Raw genomic sequence first — 17,784 nt, forward strand, 5'->3', positions numbered from 1 at the left:
CACCACGTACTGCATCATAACGATCTGTGTTTCACTTCATTCTAAAAGATCATAATTCTAAAACAACTTATCTGTTTTCAACACTGAAATATCGTTTCACTTCATTCTAAAAGATCATAATTCTAAAACATCATAATTCTAAAACCTCAAACAACGAAGTTTCAAGGTTTTAGAGACCTTAATAATGACAGTGAAAACTTATTTATTAACAAATTTCAAAAAGAAATCATCGTCTAAATACGGGTGTTGACTAAATTCATGATACGCAATCATTTTGACCGTTGTGTCTATATTTTCGATGTCTTCATCACCTTTAAATAAATACAATTCTTCATGTATTTGGTTTAAATCTACCGCTTCACCATTCGATTTAATCAGTGATAGATTATCTGATTCAACAATAAAATAAGGATGGTTGGTAACGATAATCGTATACATATTTAATTTTCTTATTTGATTTGCAAATAACTTCATATCTTGTAATCCCAATTGACATTCTGGGAACAGTAATATAATAATATTTTCTTTTTCGTTAGAAACCAATGTGTCTATAAACAATTGTCTTTGTTCTAGAGCACATAAGTCTTCTAAGTTATTGTGAAAATCAGGTTTAAACATGCCCAATAACTTTTTCAGAACAATATTAAAGTTTTGAAAGTCCACTTGATAATTATCATCTGTAATCTCTAAAGAAATTAATAACTTCTCAATGCTTGACTCAACATCATTATATAACATATTAGTGTTTAAATCGTTATATATTTGTTGCTCAAATTTACTCAATAATGCATCTTTAAATACTTTACTTTGAAATATGTTCAACTCTCCGCAAGGAACCATTATTATGTTTAATTTTGACGGAGTAATTGTCGAATAATCATTAGTTATAAGCCTTACACTTCCATCAAAATTCTTTGCTTTAGAAATACTATAGTTAATTAAGGCTTCAGTAAAATGATTCACATGGTTGGTTAGTTGAAAAGAGATTACATTTAACATTTGCTTGTGCAGATTTATCGGCTTATTAAACTCTCCTGCAAGTTTCATAATTCAAGCATTCTTTCTGTAGTGTTAACATCATATTTTGTTCTTGGTTCACCTATTAAATAAGCCATATCTGAAAATTGTTTTTCAGTTACAATCAAGGTTTGTACAATTCCATTTGTCGGTAAGTGCTGCTTAAGTTTACCAATTTGATGATTTAATGTCCCTCTATTTAAAATCAGTTTGCAATAAATCGAATATTGACTTCTTACATAGCCTTCATTTAAAAGAAATTTCAAAAATTGCCTATACTCTCTTCGTTCTTTGGAGGTCTCAACTGGTAGATCAAACATAATAAACAGTCTCAAGAATCTCATACTGCTCCTTTCAGAAACCTAAGTTAAAATTCAAAAACAGGCATTTTAATAAAGGCTTCATCTCCAGAATCTAAATATTTAAATATACCGTCTAAATATATTTCAATCGCATTAACCAGATAATAGTTCTTACGATTCAATTTAACTTTCATATCAAACATACTTAAAATAGCTCTTTTTTCCTCTTTTTCAAACTGCTTATGGACATTTTGTATTACTAGAAAATCTACTAACGGCCTAAAAACTTCCATAAAATCAGATGCTAGATTGTAAGGATTGAATTCATTTTTATGTTTTATGCCAAGCTCACTTAAATATCCTTTAGCTACAATTGTTCTTACAAAGACTGCTAATAAAACTTGATAACCATAATCCAAGCCAGCATTGACATATTCTTCAGAATTTCTAGATACACCTGAATCTAAAATTATATTAAAATAATACTTCGCTGCTAAACCTTCTCTGTTTGTACTATCATTCAACTTCGTATCACGAATACAGTTATCCAAAAATCCTGTGTCCAGATTACGATAAAAACATTTAACAACTTGTTTCTGATTTGTTATTTTATTTTTAATAATTCTTTGCCATAAAACCTCTTTAAATTCTGGCTTCCAGTTCATTTGTTTAGTAATATGCCTAGATTGCTTGTGATGCCCATATATTGGCACCACAAACGAATTTGGCAAGTGTTTCTTATCACATAATAAGGTGATGATTTTATTTTGTGATAAAGCATTTAATAAATGTCCCGTAATTGAAACACTCGGGTTTTCAATTACTACACATAAGATTTCTTGTAATGGAATCTTATAAAGCTCATCTGCATTTACAATCAAATGGTTCATCCTTAATGACAACTTAGACTCTTTAGTGATAATTACAGTCCTAAAGCTCATTTTTGGACTCCGCAAGTTTAAAGATAGATTTCGGCTTAGTAGATTTTAAGCCTGTTATTGACGTATATTTTATTTTAGCTTCTTTATCAGGTTCTAATAACGTTTTAGGAGTTTGACTTCCCCATCTTATTTTTAACTTTGAAGATCTATCTGCTGATACTTTTGTCATTTTCAACACTTCAAGAATACACTGTATAAGTGATTCTTTAGATTTATCAGTTTCACTAAATTGATTAATTATTAAATCGATTTTATCCTCTCTAGATTTCACTCCAAAACTTTGTGAAAATTCCTTTATAACTTTTTCAGCAAACTGGTTATAAAACTCCACTTTTTCTTGCTCAGTCATTTTATTAAATGGACTCAATGCTTCTTTTAATTTTCTTTGCATAGAAATATCCAGTTCTAACTGCTTACCATTAATACGTTCTTTTGCTGAAACATATAAAAACGGATGATTGTTTAAATAAATGGCATCTCCTTTATTCAAACTGAATAAATACTGTGCATCTTTCACATCAAGTTTTGGATATGTTTTTCGAACAATATTTAAGGCACGCTCATTCATATCTTTATCAGCACTGTTAACATAATCAAACACAGTTTCGTTAAAGACGCCATAGTCTACAATTATTTCACCTTTTTTAACGTGAGCGTAGCTTACTACAATGCCTCGTTTGTTTTTCATTTCTTTATAAACAGCTGTCTTGTTTTTATTTGACTCGTACAGTGGTGTCGAAATTTTAGGTGAAAAAGCGCTTTGTTTGTAGAAGGCGCTTTCTGCACTTTCTACTTTTCTAGAATAATTGAACTTAAAGTTATCCAAATCAAAAAGCAATTTTGAAATCATACCTTCACCATTTTCATTCACATAAGTTTCCATACGCTTAAACAAGAAAAATTCTCTTTTTTTATTATTCTTATTAAAATCACCTAATTGTTTCCATTTTTCACGTACTTTTTCCCACTTGAAGTTAAATTCAAATAAGTTAACATTTGGATAAAAGACCCGTGCTGCTTGATAAACAAAACCATTTAGATAAGCATCTACCGCATGATGCCAATCATTGAGCTGGCGGATTTTAGGTATATCAAACTTGCGTCTGAGTTCAGAAACAATATTCGCTTTCATAGGTACTACTGTTGTTGATGGATATTCCTCTGTTAAAAAGTCACTGACATGAGAAATGATTTGTCTTGTTTCAACAAGTTGTCTTTGAATGAACCCTTCTTTGTCTAAATCATTAAATTCCTTTTTCATTAATCTAGACAATTTACTACTGCTGATTAAGTCGTTTTCATGTAGTAATCTCCAAAATGGTACTAGCTTTCTACTATCAACGAATTCAAGCGGCATTTTATCCCCGGATTTTCTTTGATTGGCATCCTGTTTCACAAGCACCTTATTATTGATACTGTCATCTTTTACAAATGTTCTAGGTAAAATATGATCGATTTCATAAAGTCTGTCATTTGTATCAGAAAGCAATCTTTCCAAGTCTATAGACTCTTTAGTATACATACACTTACCATTTTGATGGATATAGAGCCACAGCTTTGGGTTAGAAAAGTCTAATTCAGGAAAAGCCTTAAGTTCTTCAAATAACGCACTGAATTCTTTATTTCTTTTCAAATTATGCTTTTTAACAAGATCATCCCAAAGTTCACTTCTAGATTTTTGACGTTTTCCTTTTTCTTGATCTTCAGTCGCAAATTCAATAACGATTTTTTCCGGCTCCCCAAAAATACTAGTGATTTCTCTCACCATTTTTATCGCATTCCATATACCTTTTTTAAGTGCTGGAGAAGTTCTTAAATCTGCAACATCCTTATAAGATATTTTCGCGTTTTTTACCTTATTGCTGTTCTTAATAAATTGATCAAACCCTAAAGATTTATCTGTAATGATTTCCATAAAATTATTTTCGGTTCTATACATTAAATCAATCACAGATTGACCATTTACTTCCTTAGTTAATAACTTTTCACTTAATTTGCCCCAGCCAGAATAGTTCAGCTTCAAAATTCGGTTAATTTGCTCATCTGTCACGTTTTTATATTTTTCTTCAATTTTTTCTTTTAATATCGCTTTGTCTTCAAAAATGGTAATCCACAGCACTAATTCCTCAATCATATTACGGTTATCCTCAACAGAACCAAAAATTGCTTTCATGTCATTATAAGTAGAAAGTTTAGACGCAAATTTCGACTCGTTTTGGGTACCGAACACTTTAATGGTTTGTCCATTCTTTTTAGTGAGTGTATTTCTGAATTCTGAGTTTTCAAGTAAGGTGATTAAATCTTTATGAGATACATTCTTTTTATTTTTAAAGAGCTTTTGATAAATAAATTGTTTTACTTTAGGGTCTAATCTATGAATTCTATTTTTCGGTTCATTTTCCCCTCTGAGTTGAACATTATTAAGCTCATTTAATACTTCCATTTCTTGATATAACAAACTTTGTTTCGGTAATACATCCTCTTCTAATAAATACGTACATTTACTTGTCATACGTCGAATGAACTTTTCAGCACTTTGAGATTTATCAACAACTTTTCCAAAATTCCAAGGTAAAACTTTATCATCCGATTTTCGAATCATCCAAGCAAAATCTGATTGTCCATTTTTTCGAGCAAGCGGACCTACGTAGTAAGGAATTCTAAAGGAAATTAATGTAATGACTTTTTCTATCATCTCGTCAGTGATTTCAGTATAATACTTTTGCTGATTTCTAAGAATATTTTCCGCTTCAAACACATTATTTTGATACGGTATACTCGCATTATCAGTCGTATTTTGAATAACTAAAAACTTGTGCTCATCTATTGAATTTAATACTTCATCATATTCTTTTGGCACCAATTTTTTTAAATCTTTCATCAATTTTTCATACTGATCCTTAGGATGAATTAAATATTGATCAAACCTAGAAAGTTTACCAAATGCTGCTGCATCAGGTTTCTCATTGTAAGCTCTCATATCTTCTTTGCTTGTAACGAAAAACTCATGATATTTATCTTGCTTATGGTTGTAAACTATATCTTTAATAAGTTTCAACTGATCTTTAAATGTATCATAATCTCTTCTCTTTGCAGCTGATATACTTGCAGCACCCTTTAGAATTCTATCTAATACAACTCCCATATTAAAAGTGTTTGCAGCTTCTATAAAATTCAACTGTTCATCTGATAAAAATTCAGAAAGATTTTCATAATAATCCTCAGATAATGAAATTGAATCACTACCAGTAGTAGTATCTTTAATTTCATCAGTGTTTTCCATTTTTTCAAATAGATTACTTTGTTTAAATTTCAATCCAAGAAGCATTTTGAACAATTCAGCATGAGCTTTTGAAACATTCTTCTTTAAATAATTCAGTTTATCTTTTCTAGTTAATTGCTGATCTTTCAGCGTATCAACAATCACTCTAACATCATTATTAGCAATCACATTTTCGTAAGGATTGATATTCTGATACAAGGTTAACAATTCTGATAGTTGTACTTCATTATCCACTGTTTTTCCTTGATTAAAATTTAAGTTGTTAAATAAAAAGTGGCCACGATATTTGACTAAGTGGTAAAGTGCTAAGAAAATTAATTCCGGTTCAAATTTCTTTTCAGGTTGTTTTTGTATAGCTTGTTGTAAATGATAAATTGTAGGGTGTTCTTTTGGATTTTTACCTAATGACTTCATCACTTCTGATAAACTGCGGTGCTTAAAATCCTCATTCGAATTTTTCCATTTATGTACGTTTAATAATTGATAAAAATCAGGGTTTTTTACGAGCGGTGCGACTGCTTCTTGCAATAAACCTAATCGTTTAATCCTTCTGTTATTGCGTCTTCTTGCATTTCTGAATCCTCTTCTTTCAGCTGCAGTTTCAGCAGCTTCAAATATAAAAACACCGATTGCATCTTTATCATGGTGTTTTAGAATATTAAAATCCAAGTCCATACAAGCATATCCAATACTTGCAGTTCCAATGTCTAAACTAAGAATGTACGGGTTTGTTTTCTTCATCTTATCACCTGTATAGTTTTATTAATGCAATTATCTCAAAATTGTTTCAATTTAGAAAGTAATATGTTATTCTTAAAAAGAAGTTTACTTCATTCTAAAAGATCATAAATAAGTTAAAACAAGCTTAAAGCGAAAATGTAGCTTAAATGCTAACGTCTTGCTGTGTCAGCAAGACTCTTTTTTTATGCTTTTTTATCATTTCATTGTTATATTCTATATTCTTTTATTTCATAATATACAAAAGCACTGGGCAATCATTCGTCTTAAATACCACCCAAACAACGCTATCTTAATGTGATTGGATAATTATCATAGGACTCATAAATCAATGAACATTGAAAAATAAAAGGAATGGATTCTTCCATTCCTAAAAAGCTACAGATTATTGGGGGACCTAACCTTTTATGAACTTTATACCTTCATATTGATTAGATCATAAAATACATTCTCTGATAAGATTTGTAAATCTTGACCTTCTAAAATATATTTTTCTGCTTTTTTCAATTTTGAAGATTTATCACCCTTTAGATTAGAATTATAATCAAAATTACCCAATATTAGATAATTCGTTTTTTTAGTAACACCATTTGCATTAATACCACCGATATCCGCTATTATTTGCATTGCTTCTTTCCTTGTCATGTGTTCTAACTTTCCAGTCAATACACAGACTTTTTCATAAAGTAAATTGTCAACTTGATGTTTGTCTGTATTCCCGACAATATCATTTGCATTTAAATTTGATGATTTCTTACAAAAATCTATAAAGTTTTGAACTGTCCCGTATTTTATAATAGTTGCTTCTTTAAGACTCTCAAAAACTTTGGAAGTCAACTCCACATCAAACATAGCTCTATGGGTAGTGTTATATTCATAATTAAAATATTCAACCACATCTTTTAGTTTATGATGTTTTAATTGAGGTAGTAATCTTCTAGATAATCTCAATGTATCAATGAAATCATTACCAAACTTAATATCGTGATTTCTTAGTAAACTATCGTATATAAAATTGATATCAAAATGAGCATTATGGGCTACTACCGTAGAATTACCAATAAAATTATAAAAGTCAACCACTACTTCGTTTTCAAAACGTGCATCCTTAAGCATTTCATTCGTTATACCTGTTAATTCAGAAATAAAACTGTCTAAAGAATGTTGTGGGTTAATTAGTTCATGAAATCTTGCTTTCTCAATCCCATTTGTATATTTTATGCCAGCTACTTCTATAATTGAATCATACTTTGCGTCAAGCCCTGTCGTTTCAATGTCAATAACAACATACTCGCTAGGGAATTCTAATAAGTTCTTCCCTTTTTCTCTCTGTATTTTTTTACTTTTATATATACCATCTATTGAAATCTCAAACATAAATCAGTCCCCTTTCTTTATATCTAATTTAAATTAACAATTGTAATTTGGCTAGAAAAAATTTTAAAACATTCTAACTTTACTCAAAAATCCCTTGAAACGAATTTCATTCATCTCAAGGGATTTTAATATTAGATATTGAGTTTGTGCTTATTTACGCTTCTCTCTTACGAATATCTTCAAGTATTTCCTCAAAGTAATCTGGAAGAGGTGCTTTTCGTTCGATGTATTCACCAGTAACTGGGTGTATGAAGCCGATGACACCTGCATGTAAGGCTTGTCCGCCGATATCCATTGTTTTCTTTGGTCCGTATTTAGGGTCGCCGACTAATGGGTAACCGATGTATTTCATGTGTACACGAATTTGGTGGGTACGTCCTGTTTCAAGTTCGCATTCTACTAATGTGTAATTGTTAAAGTGTTCTAACACATTAAAGTGTGTAACCGCATCTTTGCCGTCATCGACGACTGCCATCGCTTGGCGGTCGATTTTGTTTCGGCCGATCGGTGCGTCGATTGTACCGTAATCATGCGGGATATTGCCGTGAACAAGCGCAGTATATTTACGTGTTACGGTTTTATCCATTAATTGTTCGACAAGGCCGCGGTGAGCCACATCATTTTTCGCAACCATCAATAAACCAGATGTGTCTTTATCGATACGGTGTACGATACCAGGTCTGATTTCACCGTTAATACCGCTTAAATCTTTAATTTGATACATTAAGCCGTTTACTAATGTACCTGTATAATGACCGGGTGATGGATGAACCACCATACCTTTAGGTTTATACACAATCGCAACGTCTTCATCTTCATAATAGATATCAAGGTCTAAGTTTTCCGGTTTGATATCCGCTTCAACTGTTTCCTTCTCAGTCACTTCTAATGCATCATTTTTTCTTAATTTATAATTGGCTTTCACCACTTTATTATTCACACGCACTAAATCTTCTTTAATCCAGTCTTGGATTTGGCTGCGTGACCAATCTGAGTTCTGTTCAGGCAAGAATTTATCTATACGCTGACCAACATGTTCATCTTCTGTTATTTGATAATGAAATTGAGTCATTTCAACACTCCTTTACTTCACTTTACTTTTCTTCGAATCAAAGATTATCAAGATTAATATTAAAATTACACCTACTGTCAAACTAGCATCTGCGACATTAAAGATTGGGAAATCATAACCGAATATATACGTATCAATGAAGTCCACGACTTCACCATTTCTCATACGATCAATAAAGTTGCCTAATGCGCCCGCAAATAATAAGCTGATCGCAACTTGCATCCAGAAATTGCCTTTCGCTTCTTTAATGTAGAAAAAGATTAACAGACCTAAGACAATAATAGTCACAATAAAAAAGAAACTCATTTTGCCGCTTAAGATTCCCCAAGCAGCACCTGTATTGCGATGTGATGTAATATTTAAAAAGCCGGGAATTACCGAATAAGAATCTCCCACTGACATAGTTTTAGAAATAAATGCTTTGGTTACTTGGTCTAAAATCAGTATCGCAAGTGTTACGAATAATGAGATACTGATAAAATATGGTTTTCTCATGTCTTCCTCCTTGAAGCATCCGATAAAAACACGCGCTTATCTTTGCTTCACACTTCTTCTTAACAACATTGTATATTATAACAAATTGCCAGTAGAACAGATACTAAAATTATCAATTAAACATCTTTAGTATCTTGTACTTTCGGATTCTTTTTCGGATGAATATAATGATAATCTTGAACGCGTTCAGGTTGAATCGTACGTGAAGTAATTTTGTGCGGTGCCTCGTAATTCATTTCAGTCACATATAATGCACCATTGTCGTGAATGGCTTCTATATAAGCCACATGCCCTTGTTCTCCTCTAGGCGACTGCATTAATGACTTAACTTTCGGCTGCTGGTTCACTTGATAGTCATCTGCTTCAGCTTTATCAGCCCAATACTTCGCATCGCCCCAGCTTTTGCCAATCATATTGCCGTCTTTTTTTACTTTTTCAAAGACATAATCTGTACATTGCCCTTTATCATAAGGATTGAAGGCCATTGGGTCAGGTTTCATTTGTTCGATATAGTGTTCAATGTCGTCTTGATGGTCAACTGCCACATAAGCAGCACCTCCAAGTACAACCAGCAGTGCACCTGCTGAGATTAGTTTCTTCAATCGTTATCAAACTCCTAGATAATTAAATCGAAATTCTATGCCGTCTGGTCCTTTCAGCCATTTATGTGTACTAGCTGGATAATGATAATCTACCAGTGCCAAGCCATAGGTATCATCACTTTCCATCCGCTGCATGCTCGACATCCAATGATTGACTGCCAAGTTATGATGATAACCGCCTGTAGACATAAACAATGAAGTTTTATTAACATAAGACGATTCTTCTAAACCAAAGTGTTTTAAATAATAGTCTTTGACTTCAGATAAGCGTACCGTCTTCAAATGAACATTCCCGATTTGACTGTCTGACGGCATACCTTGCCAACCTTGCTTGCTGCGCAGATTCATTAATTTAGATGCATATAAATGACGTGTATCCATAATTACACGATTTTCTTTATCAAATTCCCACGTTTCTTCTGGCGCATCCGCATAAAATTCAAAGCCGTTGCCTTCTGGATCGCTGAAGTATAGTGAAGTACTGACATCATGTTCTGCCCCGTTCAGCACAATATTATTTTCTGTAAGATGCGCCATTAAATCCGCTAATTCGGAATGCGAACCTAAACGAATACCGATATGGAATAGTCCTGCTTCAGACACTAACGGTTCTCTCCCATGATCTAATTGGCGCAATGTAATACGGTGACCAGAATCTCCTACTTCATATTGTATAGAAGTATACGTCTCATTCATCACATTAAAACCTAAAAGGTCTTCATAGAAAGATTTTAACGCTTCTTTATCTCTGACATTCAAGGTCACACCGTTGACGTAATTTTTCACTCGATATTGACTCAATTTCGCCGCTCCTTTCTGTCTATTTTCAAATTGACGTTCAATAAGGGTAATCTCCATTATAACGAGTTTTAAACTGAATTACTTATGATTGGCTCAAAAAATCGCTTGTAAAAAAAGTTGTACGCACCAAAAAAGCACTCTGAATTAACAGAGCGCTTTTAAAGTGTGTACTGCAAGTACTATTTAATTAATGCCTCCACTATTAAAGTGAAGCTACAACGCCTTGGCAGCGTGGGCAAAGATGATCTAGACCATTTGCTGAACCAAGTTCAGTGCTGTAGTTCCAGCATCTTTCACATTTTTCACCATCAGCGTGTACGACTTTGATGTCGCCGTGATAGTATTCAGTACCATCTTCAACTTTGTCCTCAACTTCAACTTGAGACACGATGAATAATTGATGCAAGTTTTCGAAGTCTTTTAAGAAGGCTTTCGCATCAAAGTGTTCATTGTTTCCGATGATCACTTTAGCTTCTAATGATTTACCGATAACTTTGTCGTTACGTGCACTTTCTAAAGCACGGTTGACATCGTCGCGTAATTTCATGAAGCCATTCCATTTTTCTAGTAATTCTGCGTCTGGTTCAACAACTTTCGGCATGTTAGCTAAGTGTACACTTTCTTCTTCAACATGAGGGATATAAGACCAAACTTCTTCAGCAGTATGCGCTAAGATTGGTGCTAATAATTTTGTCATGTCGACTAAAATTTGGTATAACACCGTCTGCATGCTGCGGCGTTTAGGTGAATCTTGTTTTTCGATGTACAAGATATCTTTACCATAATCTAAGTAGAAGTTACTTAACTCAACGTTGATGAAGTTTTGAACTTCTTGATAGATGTTTAAGTAGTCGAAGTTATCATAATGTTTAATGATGTTTGCTGTGAATTCGCGTAAACGATTCAATAAATAACGGTCGACTTCTAATAATTCAGATTCAGGCAATGCATCTGTATTCGGATTGAAGTCATTGACGTTACCTAACATGAAACGTAATGTGTTACGGATTTTACGGTAAACATCTGCTGTTTGTTTTAAGATTTCATCTGAGATACGAACGTCTGCTAAGTAGTCTACACTGCTTACCCATAGACGTGCGATATCTGCACCTTTTTGTTTAACGATTTGATCAGGAACGATAACGTTGCCTAATGATTTACTCATTTTCTTACCTTCTCCGTCCATTACGAAACCGTGAGATAATAAGAATTTATAAGGTGATTGGCCGCGTGTCGCAACTGCAGTTGTGATAGAAGAGTTGAACCAGCCGCGGTATTGGTCACTGCCTTCTAAGTAAAGGTCAGCTGGGAATGATAATTCCGGACGTGTTTCTAATACACCGCGGTGTGATGAACCTGAGTCGAACCATACGTCCATGATATCTTCTTCTTTTGTGAATTCGCCGTTCGGGCTGCTTGGATGTGTGTAACCTTCAGGCAATAAATCTTTTGCGTCACGGTCGAACCATACATTTGAACCATATTTTTCAAATAAGTCTGCGATATGGTAGATGATTTCTTTGTCCATGATGATGTCGCCGTTTTCTGCGTAGAATACTGGTAATGGCACACCCCATACACGTTGACGTGAAATTACCCATTCACCGCGGTCGCGGATCATGTTATAGATACGTGTTTTACCCCAATCTACTTTGAAGTGTGTATCTTCGATAGCATCTAAGATATCTTGACGTACTTTACTGATAGATGCGAACCATTGCGGAGTCGCACGGAAGATAACAGGTTTTTTCGTACGCCAGTCATGCGGATAACTATGTGTGATGAATTGTAATTTCAATAATGAACCATTTTCTTTAAGCAAGTCAGTAACTGCTTTGTTGGCTTTGTCATAGAACATACCTTCGAATTGTCCGCCTTCTTCAGTGAAGACCCCTTTATCATCTAAAGGACTGATTACAGGCAAGCCGTATTTTTGACCTACGATATAGTCATCTTCCCCGTGTCCAGGAGCAGTATGAACACAACCTGTACCAGCGTCAGTTGTTACGTGCAAGCCATTGATAACTAAAGAAACACGATCGATAAACGGATGTTGTGTTTCCACATATTCTAATTCTTTACCAGTGAATGTTTTTTCTAATTCAATGGCATCTTTATCCCAGCCTAGTTCTTTTGCAACTTCTTCAACTAAGTCTGCACCGACAACGTATTTTTCACCGTTCACATTATATTGACCGTATTTCAAGTCAGGGTGTACAGTGATCGCAACGTTTGAAGGTAATGTCCAAGGAGTAGTAGTCCAGATGATGAATTTCGCATCTTCATCTACAACGCCTTTGCCCTCTTTTACGTCAAAAGCAACGTAGATAGATGGTGAACGTTTATCATGATATTCGATTTCTGCTTCAGCTAATGAAGATTCACTTGAAGGTGACCAGTAAACTGGTTTTTTACCTTTGTAAATTAAACCTTTATCTGCCATTTCACCGAATAAACGGATTTGTGCAGCTTCATATTCAGGTTTTAAAGTGATGTATGGATCGTTAAAGTCGCCATTCACACCTAAACGTTTGAAGTCTTTCTTTTGAAGTTCGATTTGTTCTAAAGCGAATTCCTTACATAATTCACGGAATTCAGAAACAGGCATTTCTTTACGTTTAACACCTTTTTTTGTTAATGCTTGTTCAATCGGCAAACCATGTGTATCCCAACCAGGAACATATGGTGAATAATAACCTTGCATTGATTTATAACGTACAATGAAGTCTTTTAAAATTTTATTTAAGGCATGACCCATGTGCAAGTTACCATTCGCATATGGCGGTCCGTCATGTAAAATATAAGTTTCATTTCCCTTGTTTTTCTCTAAGATTTTGTGATATAAATCTTGTTCGTCCCATTGTTTTTGGATTTCTGGTTCTTTCTTAGGTAATCCCCCTCGCATTGGGAAGTCTGTTTTCGGCATTAGTAGCGTGTCTTTGTAGTTCATTAATTTTCACTCCTTAAAATATAAAAAAGAACTCTAAGTTCAATTAACAGGGACGAACAACCGCGGTACCACCCTGATTAACTCAACTTAGAGTTCTCTTAATTCTTACTAATATAATGTTGAATAAGACAGTGATATAAGAATTAAACATATATTAGGCTCACACCATCCCTAACTCGCTGTTATGTTAATATGCGACTTAATTCTTACGCGTCTGTCTCATGACTTTGTTTGTTATTTATTTTCTTTATCTTTCGCTTCTTGTACAGGTTCGCTGCCTTCTTGCGCTTCAGCTTTTTGTGCTTGTGCTTGCTGCTTTTCTTGTTCAGTTACATCATTTTGATGCAGATGCTGGAAGTTTTCTTCTGTCACTTGTTGTGCATCCAAGTCATAGTTTAATAAATAATCCCAATCATCATTCTTCAATAAATCCAACTGAGCTTCAACCAGCATACGGAAACGAGAACGGAAAATTTTAGATTGACGTTTCATATCTTCTGTTTGGAATGAAAGTCTTCTTGCTTTTTCCACACCATCGTTTACAATACGATCTGCTTCAGCTTTTGCTTTTGATACAATCGCTTCAGCTTCTTTCGTTGCTGCTGCTTTTGTTTCTTGGCTTGCAGTTTGTGCTTGTACTAAAGCATCGCTTACAGATTGTTGTACTTCTTTGTAAGCTTTTAAGTTGTTTTCTTTTTCTTCAACAACTGTTTCCAATTGTTTCTTTTGTTCTTTTAAATGTTCAATTTCTTGGCTAAGCTGGCTTAAATAATCAGCGACTTCTGTTGGTTCCAGGCCATTCTTAGTTTTTGAAAATTCTTTGTTTTTAATTTCGTTCGGTGTAAAAGACATCTTATATTGTCCTCCTTAATCATACACTATTTGAATAAAGTTTCATATACTATGCGCAGTTTGTCTTTCTTTGTTTTATGACCGATTTCAGTCACTCTCGCACGGCCATGTCCTTGTATCGACAGCAAATCTCCAGGTTCAAGTTGGAAATCTGGACGTTCAATAATTGTATGATTCACTTTGATACGTTTCTTTTCAATATATTGTTTCGCAATTGAACGTGATTTACGAATCATTTCCTTCAGTACAACATCTAAACGCATTGCACTGACAGTAGCTTGATGTAAAGTCCAATTCTCTTTTGATTGTATCATATCTTCTAGTGGAACTTCATGCAGTTTGACCGGAACACCCTTGATTCGCTTTAATTCCAACATTATATACGATTTAATATTCTTTGTCAAAATAAACTGAATTTTATCGCCTACAATAATATCGCCCAATTGATCTCTTTCAATACTTAAAGACATCAACGTCCCTAACACATTGCGGTGATCGATTGTCGCAAACTTTTCTGGATATTCTAAATCAAGCAGCACCAGCTCAAAATCTTCCTCTGCCGGTGTGAAATAATCTGGTGCAATCACAGCACGTTTTCGTTCGCTTGAAGGCTGCCCGCCATTAAAGGTGACATGCAGGTCATCATAACTGCCTACAATAACCTCTAAAATATATTGTGCGCGCGGATCTAGGAAATGCGTCAGTACCGGCGCATAGTTGCGCTCGGCTTGTTGTACTTTATCGATTAACATGGTAATTATCGGTTGTTCTTCTCTTCTGAAATGCTGATAGATATCTATGTCTATTCACCTCTTTACAAAATAAAAAAGGTAAGCCTAGTCGTTTGAAGCTTGGCGTACCTTTTTAGAAATGATATTAAGCTAATTGTTGTAAAATCAACACGAATATAGCATGAAGTCCTTTTTGGAAGAAAATAAGGACAAAAATTGCTGCGATACTTGAAATATCAATCATACCGATCGGCGGTATGATTTTACGAAACGGTGCTAAAAACGGTTCGTAGATTTTATGCAGGAATCTGCCGAAGGCTGAACCTTGTGCATTTGGAATCCATGACATAAAGAAGTAGATAATCATACCCCAATAATATACCGTAAGCAATATCTCTATCACACTAAATACAAGACTTAAAAATCCAACTAAACTCATAGACGTTTACCTCATTCATAATCAAATTCTGACGTGTCTAAGTCTTCTGTAATACTGCCGGCAACTTCTACATTATCCGGTGTACATAAGAAGATATCATTACCTACACGTTGAATATCCCCGCCGATTGCATAAACTGTACCGCTTAAGAAATCGATAATTCTTTTTGCGGATACGTTATCAATACGCTGCAAGTTCACAAGTGTGGCACGTCTGTTTTTCAACTCATCCGCAATATCTTGCGTATCTGAGAACACGCGCGGCTCGAATAAACACATTTTTGAACTTTCATGCAAGTTCGCTGCGTTCATATTCACGACATTTCTAGCAGAATCATTGGATGTTTGATTAGCCATATGATACTTCCTTTCATTGGAAGACGACTGCAATCTTTTACCTTGCGTTTGACGTTTCGGGACAGTCTTAATTGCACGCTGTCTTTCATTATAGTAATTATTGTTTTGTTGCGGTGATGTATGCTGACTTTGAGAAGGTTGTTCTGGTTGCGGCTCAGGCTCTGGTTCAGCTTGTACTCTGTTTCTGTTTTGCTGCTGGTGATCAGCAACTTCTTCTTCCTCTTCTATCACAAAAAAATTGCTAAATAGGTCTTTTAAAGCCAAGTGGCTCACTCCTCTTTTCCTACTAATTTAGTACCGATTCGTACAAAAGTTGCGCCCTCTTCTGCAGCAATTTCATAATCATTGCTCATGCCCATAGATAATTCAGTGCACGGCGCATAGTCTAAGTTTTTTGCTTTGATTTCATCGCGTTTATTTCTAAGTTTTTCAAAAATGCCTCTGATTTCTGATTCGTCATCAGTATAAGGTGCCATTGTCATCAGACCTACGACTTTAATGTTTTCATATTGTTCTAGCAATTCGATGAAAGCATCCACTTCTTCTAATGCAAGACCATGTTTGCTTTCTTCTTCTGAAACATTCACTTGAACAAAACATTTCACAACATGTGATGCACGTTTATTGATCTCTTTCGCTAAGCTTTTGCGATCTAATGCGTGCAGATAGTCGATGTCATCGATAACTTCTTTCACTTTACGTGATTGCAAAGTGCCGATAAAGTGCATAACAGCGTCATTCGGCAAAGCTTCATGCTTCTCTTGGAAACCTTCTAAACGGTTCTCGCCGAAGTGTCTGATACCGGCATCATATGCTTCTTTAGCTCGCTCTATTGTAACATATTTTGTTACAGCAATCACGTTAGGTCTGGCAGTACGATTTGCTTTTTCCAAACTTTTTGTAATATGGTCGTTGATTTGTTCTAGATTTTGTTTCACATTCATTTCAATTACTCCTTACTTCTACTGTCCAATAAATGCTAACATCCGGCCAGTCTTACTCTTCTCTACCCTATATGAAAAGAATAAGTCTAAGTTTTCAGATGTCGCATATTCTGTCACATCAATATTTGCTTCAGGTACACCTGCTTGAATTAATAATCGGCGATTGGCCTCTTTTAAATCAATTCCGTGTCGATCGCTTCCGCGTGTTTCTATAAACGCACTTGCATCCACAGGCAGTGCTTCAAACTGTGCTTTGATATCATCATTGATTTCATAACTGTTCGAAGTTGCAGGACCGATGACTACTTTCAAGTCTGCTAAATCAAAATCAATTTGTTTAAGTATTTCCTCAGAAATACGTCCGACAGTCCCTTTCCATCCTGCATGAGCAAGACCGATAAAATGATGCTTTGTGCTGTAAAAATAAACTGGCACACAATCTGCATAACACATTGTCAGCAGCAAGTTTGAATCATACGTATAAAGCCCATCTACACCGTGCAGAGCATCTGTTAATGTATCAATGTTCGTATTCGCATCTTTTGTTGTCACTTCAACGACATGATTGCCATGCGTTTGTATCGGGAAGACCCATTGCTTTCTGTCAAAGCCGATGGCTTGTGCAAGTGTCTGCTGATGCGCATGTACATTTTCAGCCTTGTCGTCGATATATAATGCCATATTAAAAGCATTGCTGGGATATGGACTCTGTCCATCTTCTCTTGTCGTAAATCCCAATGTAATTTGATCTGACTTTGCGTCAGTATGTTCTAAGTAATGTGGTTGCTTCGTAAATTTCTCTGGCATAACTATCTCTCCTGTTTATTAATAGATGCTATACTTACGTACCTTATCAACTTAATAGTAAGACTTACACACTCAAA

The 17,784-nt window shown here is 34.6% G+C and carries 16 protein-coding genes; all 16 read right to left on the reverse strand.

All coding sequences use genetic code 11. The annotated features are described in order from the left end of the window. Positions 1–198: 198 nt before the first annotated feature. Entirely contained in the window at positions 199–1,047 is an 849-nt protein-coding gene (locus DVJ99_RS06195; protein ID WP_114603569.1) for a hypothetical protein, read from the reverse strand. Further along, entirely contained in the window at positions 1,044–1,337 is a 294-nt protein-coding gene (gene cas2 / locus DVJ99_RS06200) for a CRISPR-associated endonuclease Cas2 (RefSeq protein ID WP_240430815.1), read from the reverse strand. The genes DVJ99_RS06195 and cas2 overlap by 4 nt, the downstream gene beginning before the upstream one ends. Positions 1,338–1,384: 47 nt before the next feature. Next, positions 1,385–2,260, reverse strand: a complete 876-nt coding sequence (gene cas1, locus DVJ99_RS06205; protein ID WP_114603571.1) for a type II CRISPR-associated endonuclease Cas1 — start codon at positions 2,258–2,260, stop codon at positions 1,385–1,387. Then, positions 2,250–6,284, reverse strand: coding sequence for a type II CRISPR RNA-guided endonuclease Cas9 (gene cas9 / locus DVJ99_RS06210; RefSeq protein ID WP_114603572.1), 4,035 nt, complete (start codon positions 6,282–6,284; stop codon positions 2,250–2,252). The genes cas1 and cas9 overlap by 11 nt, the downstream gene beginning before the upstream one ends. Positions 6,285–6,695: 411 nt before the next feature. Beyond that, positions 6,696–7,658: an exonuclease domain-containing protein gene (locus DVJ99_RS06215; RefSeq protein ID WP_114603573.1), complete on the reverse strand. Its 963-nt coding sequence runs from the start codon at positions 7,656–7,658 to the stop codon at positions 6,696–6,698. A gap of 154 nt (positions 7,659–7,812) precedes the next feature. Next, complete coding sequence (locus DVJ99_RS06220; protein ID WP_114603574.1) at positions 7,813–8,730, reverse strand: RluA family pseudouridine synthase; 918 nt, start codon at positions 8,728–8,730, stop codon at positions 7,813–7,815. Positions 8,731–8,742: 12 nt separating this feature from the next. Beyond that, a complete protein-coding gene (lspA, locus tag DVJ99_RS06225) occupies positions 8,743–9,225 on the reverse strand; it encodes a signal peptidase II (RefSeq protein WP_114603575.1) in 483 nt (160 codons plus the stop codon). A 116-nt stretch (positions 9,226–9,341) separates the two neighbouring features. Beyond that, positions 9,342–9,827 carry a CHAP domain-containing protein gene (locus DVJ99_RS06230; protein ID WP_114603576.1) on the reverse strand — a complete coding sequence of 162 codons (486 nt, stop codon included), beginning with the start codon at positions 9,825–9,827 and terminating at the stop codon, positions 9,342–9,344. A gap of 6 nt (positions 9,828–9,833) precedes the next feature. Beyond that, a complete protein-coding gene (locus DVJ99_RS06235; RefSeq protein WP_240430816.1) occupies positions 9,834–10,628 on the reverse strand; it encodes a VOC family protein in 795 nt (264 codons plus the stop codon). Positions 10,629–10,830: 202 nt separating this feature from the next. Then, complete coding sequence (ileS, locus tag DVJ99_RS06240; protein WP_114603578.1) at positions 10,831–13,578, reverse strand: isoleucine--tRNA ligase; 2,748 nt, start codon at positions 13,576–13,578, stop codon at positions 10,831–10,833. A gap of 234 nt (positions 13,579–13,812) precedes the next feature. Further along, complete coding sequence (locus tag DVJ99_RS06245) at positions 13,813–14,430, reverse strand: DivIVA domain-containing protein (RefSeq protein ID WP_114603579.1); 618 nt, start codon at positions 14,428–14,430, stop codon at positions 13,813–13,815. A gap of 26 nt (positions 14,431–14,456) precedes the next feature. Then, on the reverse strand, positions 14,457–15,182 hold the full coding sequence (locus tag DVJ99_RS06250) for a YlmH family RNA-binding protein (RefSeq protein WP_105993882.1): 726 nt from the start codon (positions 15,180–15,182) through the stop codon (positions 14,457–14,459). Between the two features lie 124 nt (positions 15,183–15,306). Then, positions 15,307–15,600, reverse strand: coding sequence for a YggT family protein (locus DVJ99_RS06255; RefSeq protein WP_105993881.1), 294 nt, complete (start codon positions 15,598–15,600; stop codon positions 15,307–15,309). A gap of 11 nt (positions 15,601–15,611) precedes the next feature. Continuing rightward, positions 15,612–16,220, reverse strand: coding sequence for a cell division protein SepF (locus tag DVJ99_RS06260; protein ID WP_105993880.1), 609 nt, complete (start codon positions 16,218–16,220; stop codon positions 15,612–15,614). A gap of 5 nt (positions 16,221–16,225) precedes the next feature. Continuing rightward, on the reverse strand, positions 16,226–16,900 hold the full coding sequence (locus tag DVJ99_RS06265) for a YggS family pyridoxal phosphate-dependent enzyme (RefSeq protein WP_114603580.1): 675 nt from the start codon (positions 16,898–16,900) through the stop codon (positions 16,226–16,228). 18 nt (positions 16,901–16,918) lie between these two features. Further along, positions 16,919–17,707: a peptidoglycan editing factor PgeF gene (gene pgeF / locus DVJ99_RS06270; protein ID WP_114603581.1), complete on the reverse strand. Its 789-nt coding sequence runs from the start codon at positions 17,705–17,707 to the stop codon at positions 16,919–16,921. Between the last annotated feature and the right edge of the window lie 77 nt (positions 17,708–17,784).

The organism is Staphylococcus sp. EZ-P03 (assembly GCF_003344575.1).
Classification (GTDB): domain Bacteria; phylum Bacillota; class Bacilli; order Staphylococcales; family Staphylococcaceae; genus Staphylococcus; species Staphylococcus simulans_B.

Excerpts from the sequence above, each read along its gene's own strand:
- DVJ99_RS06195 (WP_114603569.1), bottom strand. The coding sequence starts at position 1,047 with ATGAAACTTGCAGGAGAGTTTAATAAGCCGATAAATCTGCACAAGCAA.
- cas2 (WP_240430815.1), bottom strand. The coding sequence starts at position 1,337 with ATGTTTGATCTACCAGTTGAGACCTCCAAAGAACGAAGAGAGTATAGG.
- cas1 (WP_114603571.1), bottom strand. The coding sequence starts at position 2,260 with ATGAGCTTTAGGACTGTAATTATCACTAAAGAGTCTAAGTTGTCATTA.
- cas9 (WP_114603572.1), bottom strand. The coding sequence starts at position 6,284 with ATGAAGAAAACAAACCCGTACATTCTTAGTTTAGACATTGGAACTGCA.
- DVJ99_RS06215 (WP_114603573.1), bottom strand. The coding sequence starts at position 7,658 with ATGTTTGAGATTTCAATAGATGGTATATATAAAAGTAAAAAAATACAG.
- DVJ99_RS06220 (WP_114603574.1), bottom strand. The coding sequence starts at position 8,730 with ATGACTCAATTTCATTATCAAATAACAGAAGATGAACATGTTGGTCAG.
- lspA (WP_114603575.1), bottom strand. The coding sequence starts at position 9,225 with ATGAGAAAACCATATTTTATCAGTATCTCATTATTCGTAACACTTGCG.
- ileS (WP_114603578.1), bottom strand. The coding sequence starts at position 13,578 with ATGAACTACAAAGACACGCTACTAATGCCGAAAACAGACTTCCCAATG.
- DVJ99_RS06245 (WP_114603579.1), bottom strand. The coding sequence starts at position 14,430 with ATGTCTTTTACACCGAACGAAATTAAAAACAAAGAATTTTCAAAAACT.
- DVJ99_RS06250 (WP_105993882.1), bottom strand. The coding sequence starts at position 15,182 with ATGTTAATCGATAAAGTACAACAAGCCGAGCGCAACTATGCGCCGGTA.
- DVJ99_RS06255 (WP_105993881.1), bottom strand. The coding sequence starts at position 15,600 with ATGAGTTTAGTTGGATTTTTAAGTCTTGTATTTAGTGTGATAGAGATA.
- DVJ99_RS06265 (WP_114603580.1), bottom strand. The coding sequence starts at position 16,900 with ATGAATGTGAAACAAAATCTAGAACAAATCAACGACCATATTACAAAA.
- pgeF (WP_114603581.1), bottom strand. The coding sequence starts at position 17,707 with ATGCCAGAGAAATTTACGAAGCAACCACATTACTTAGAACATACTGAC.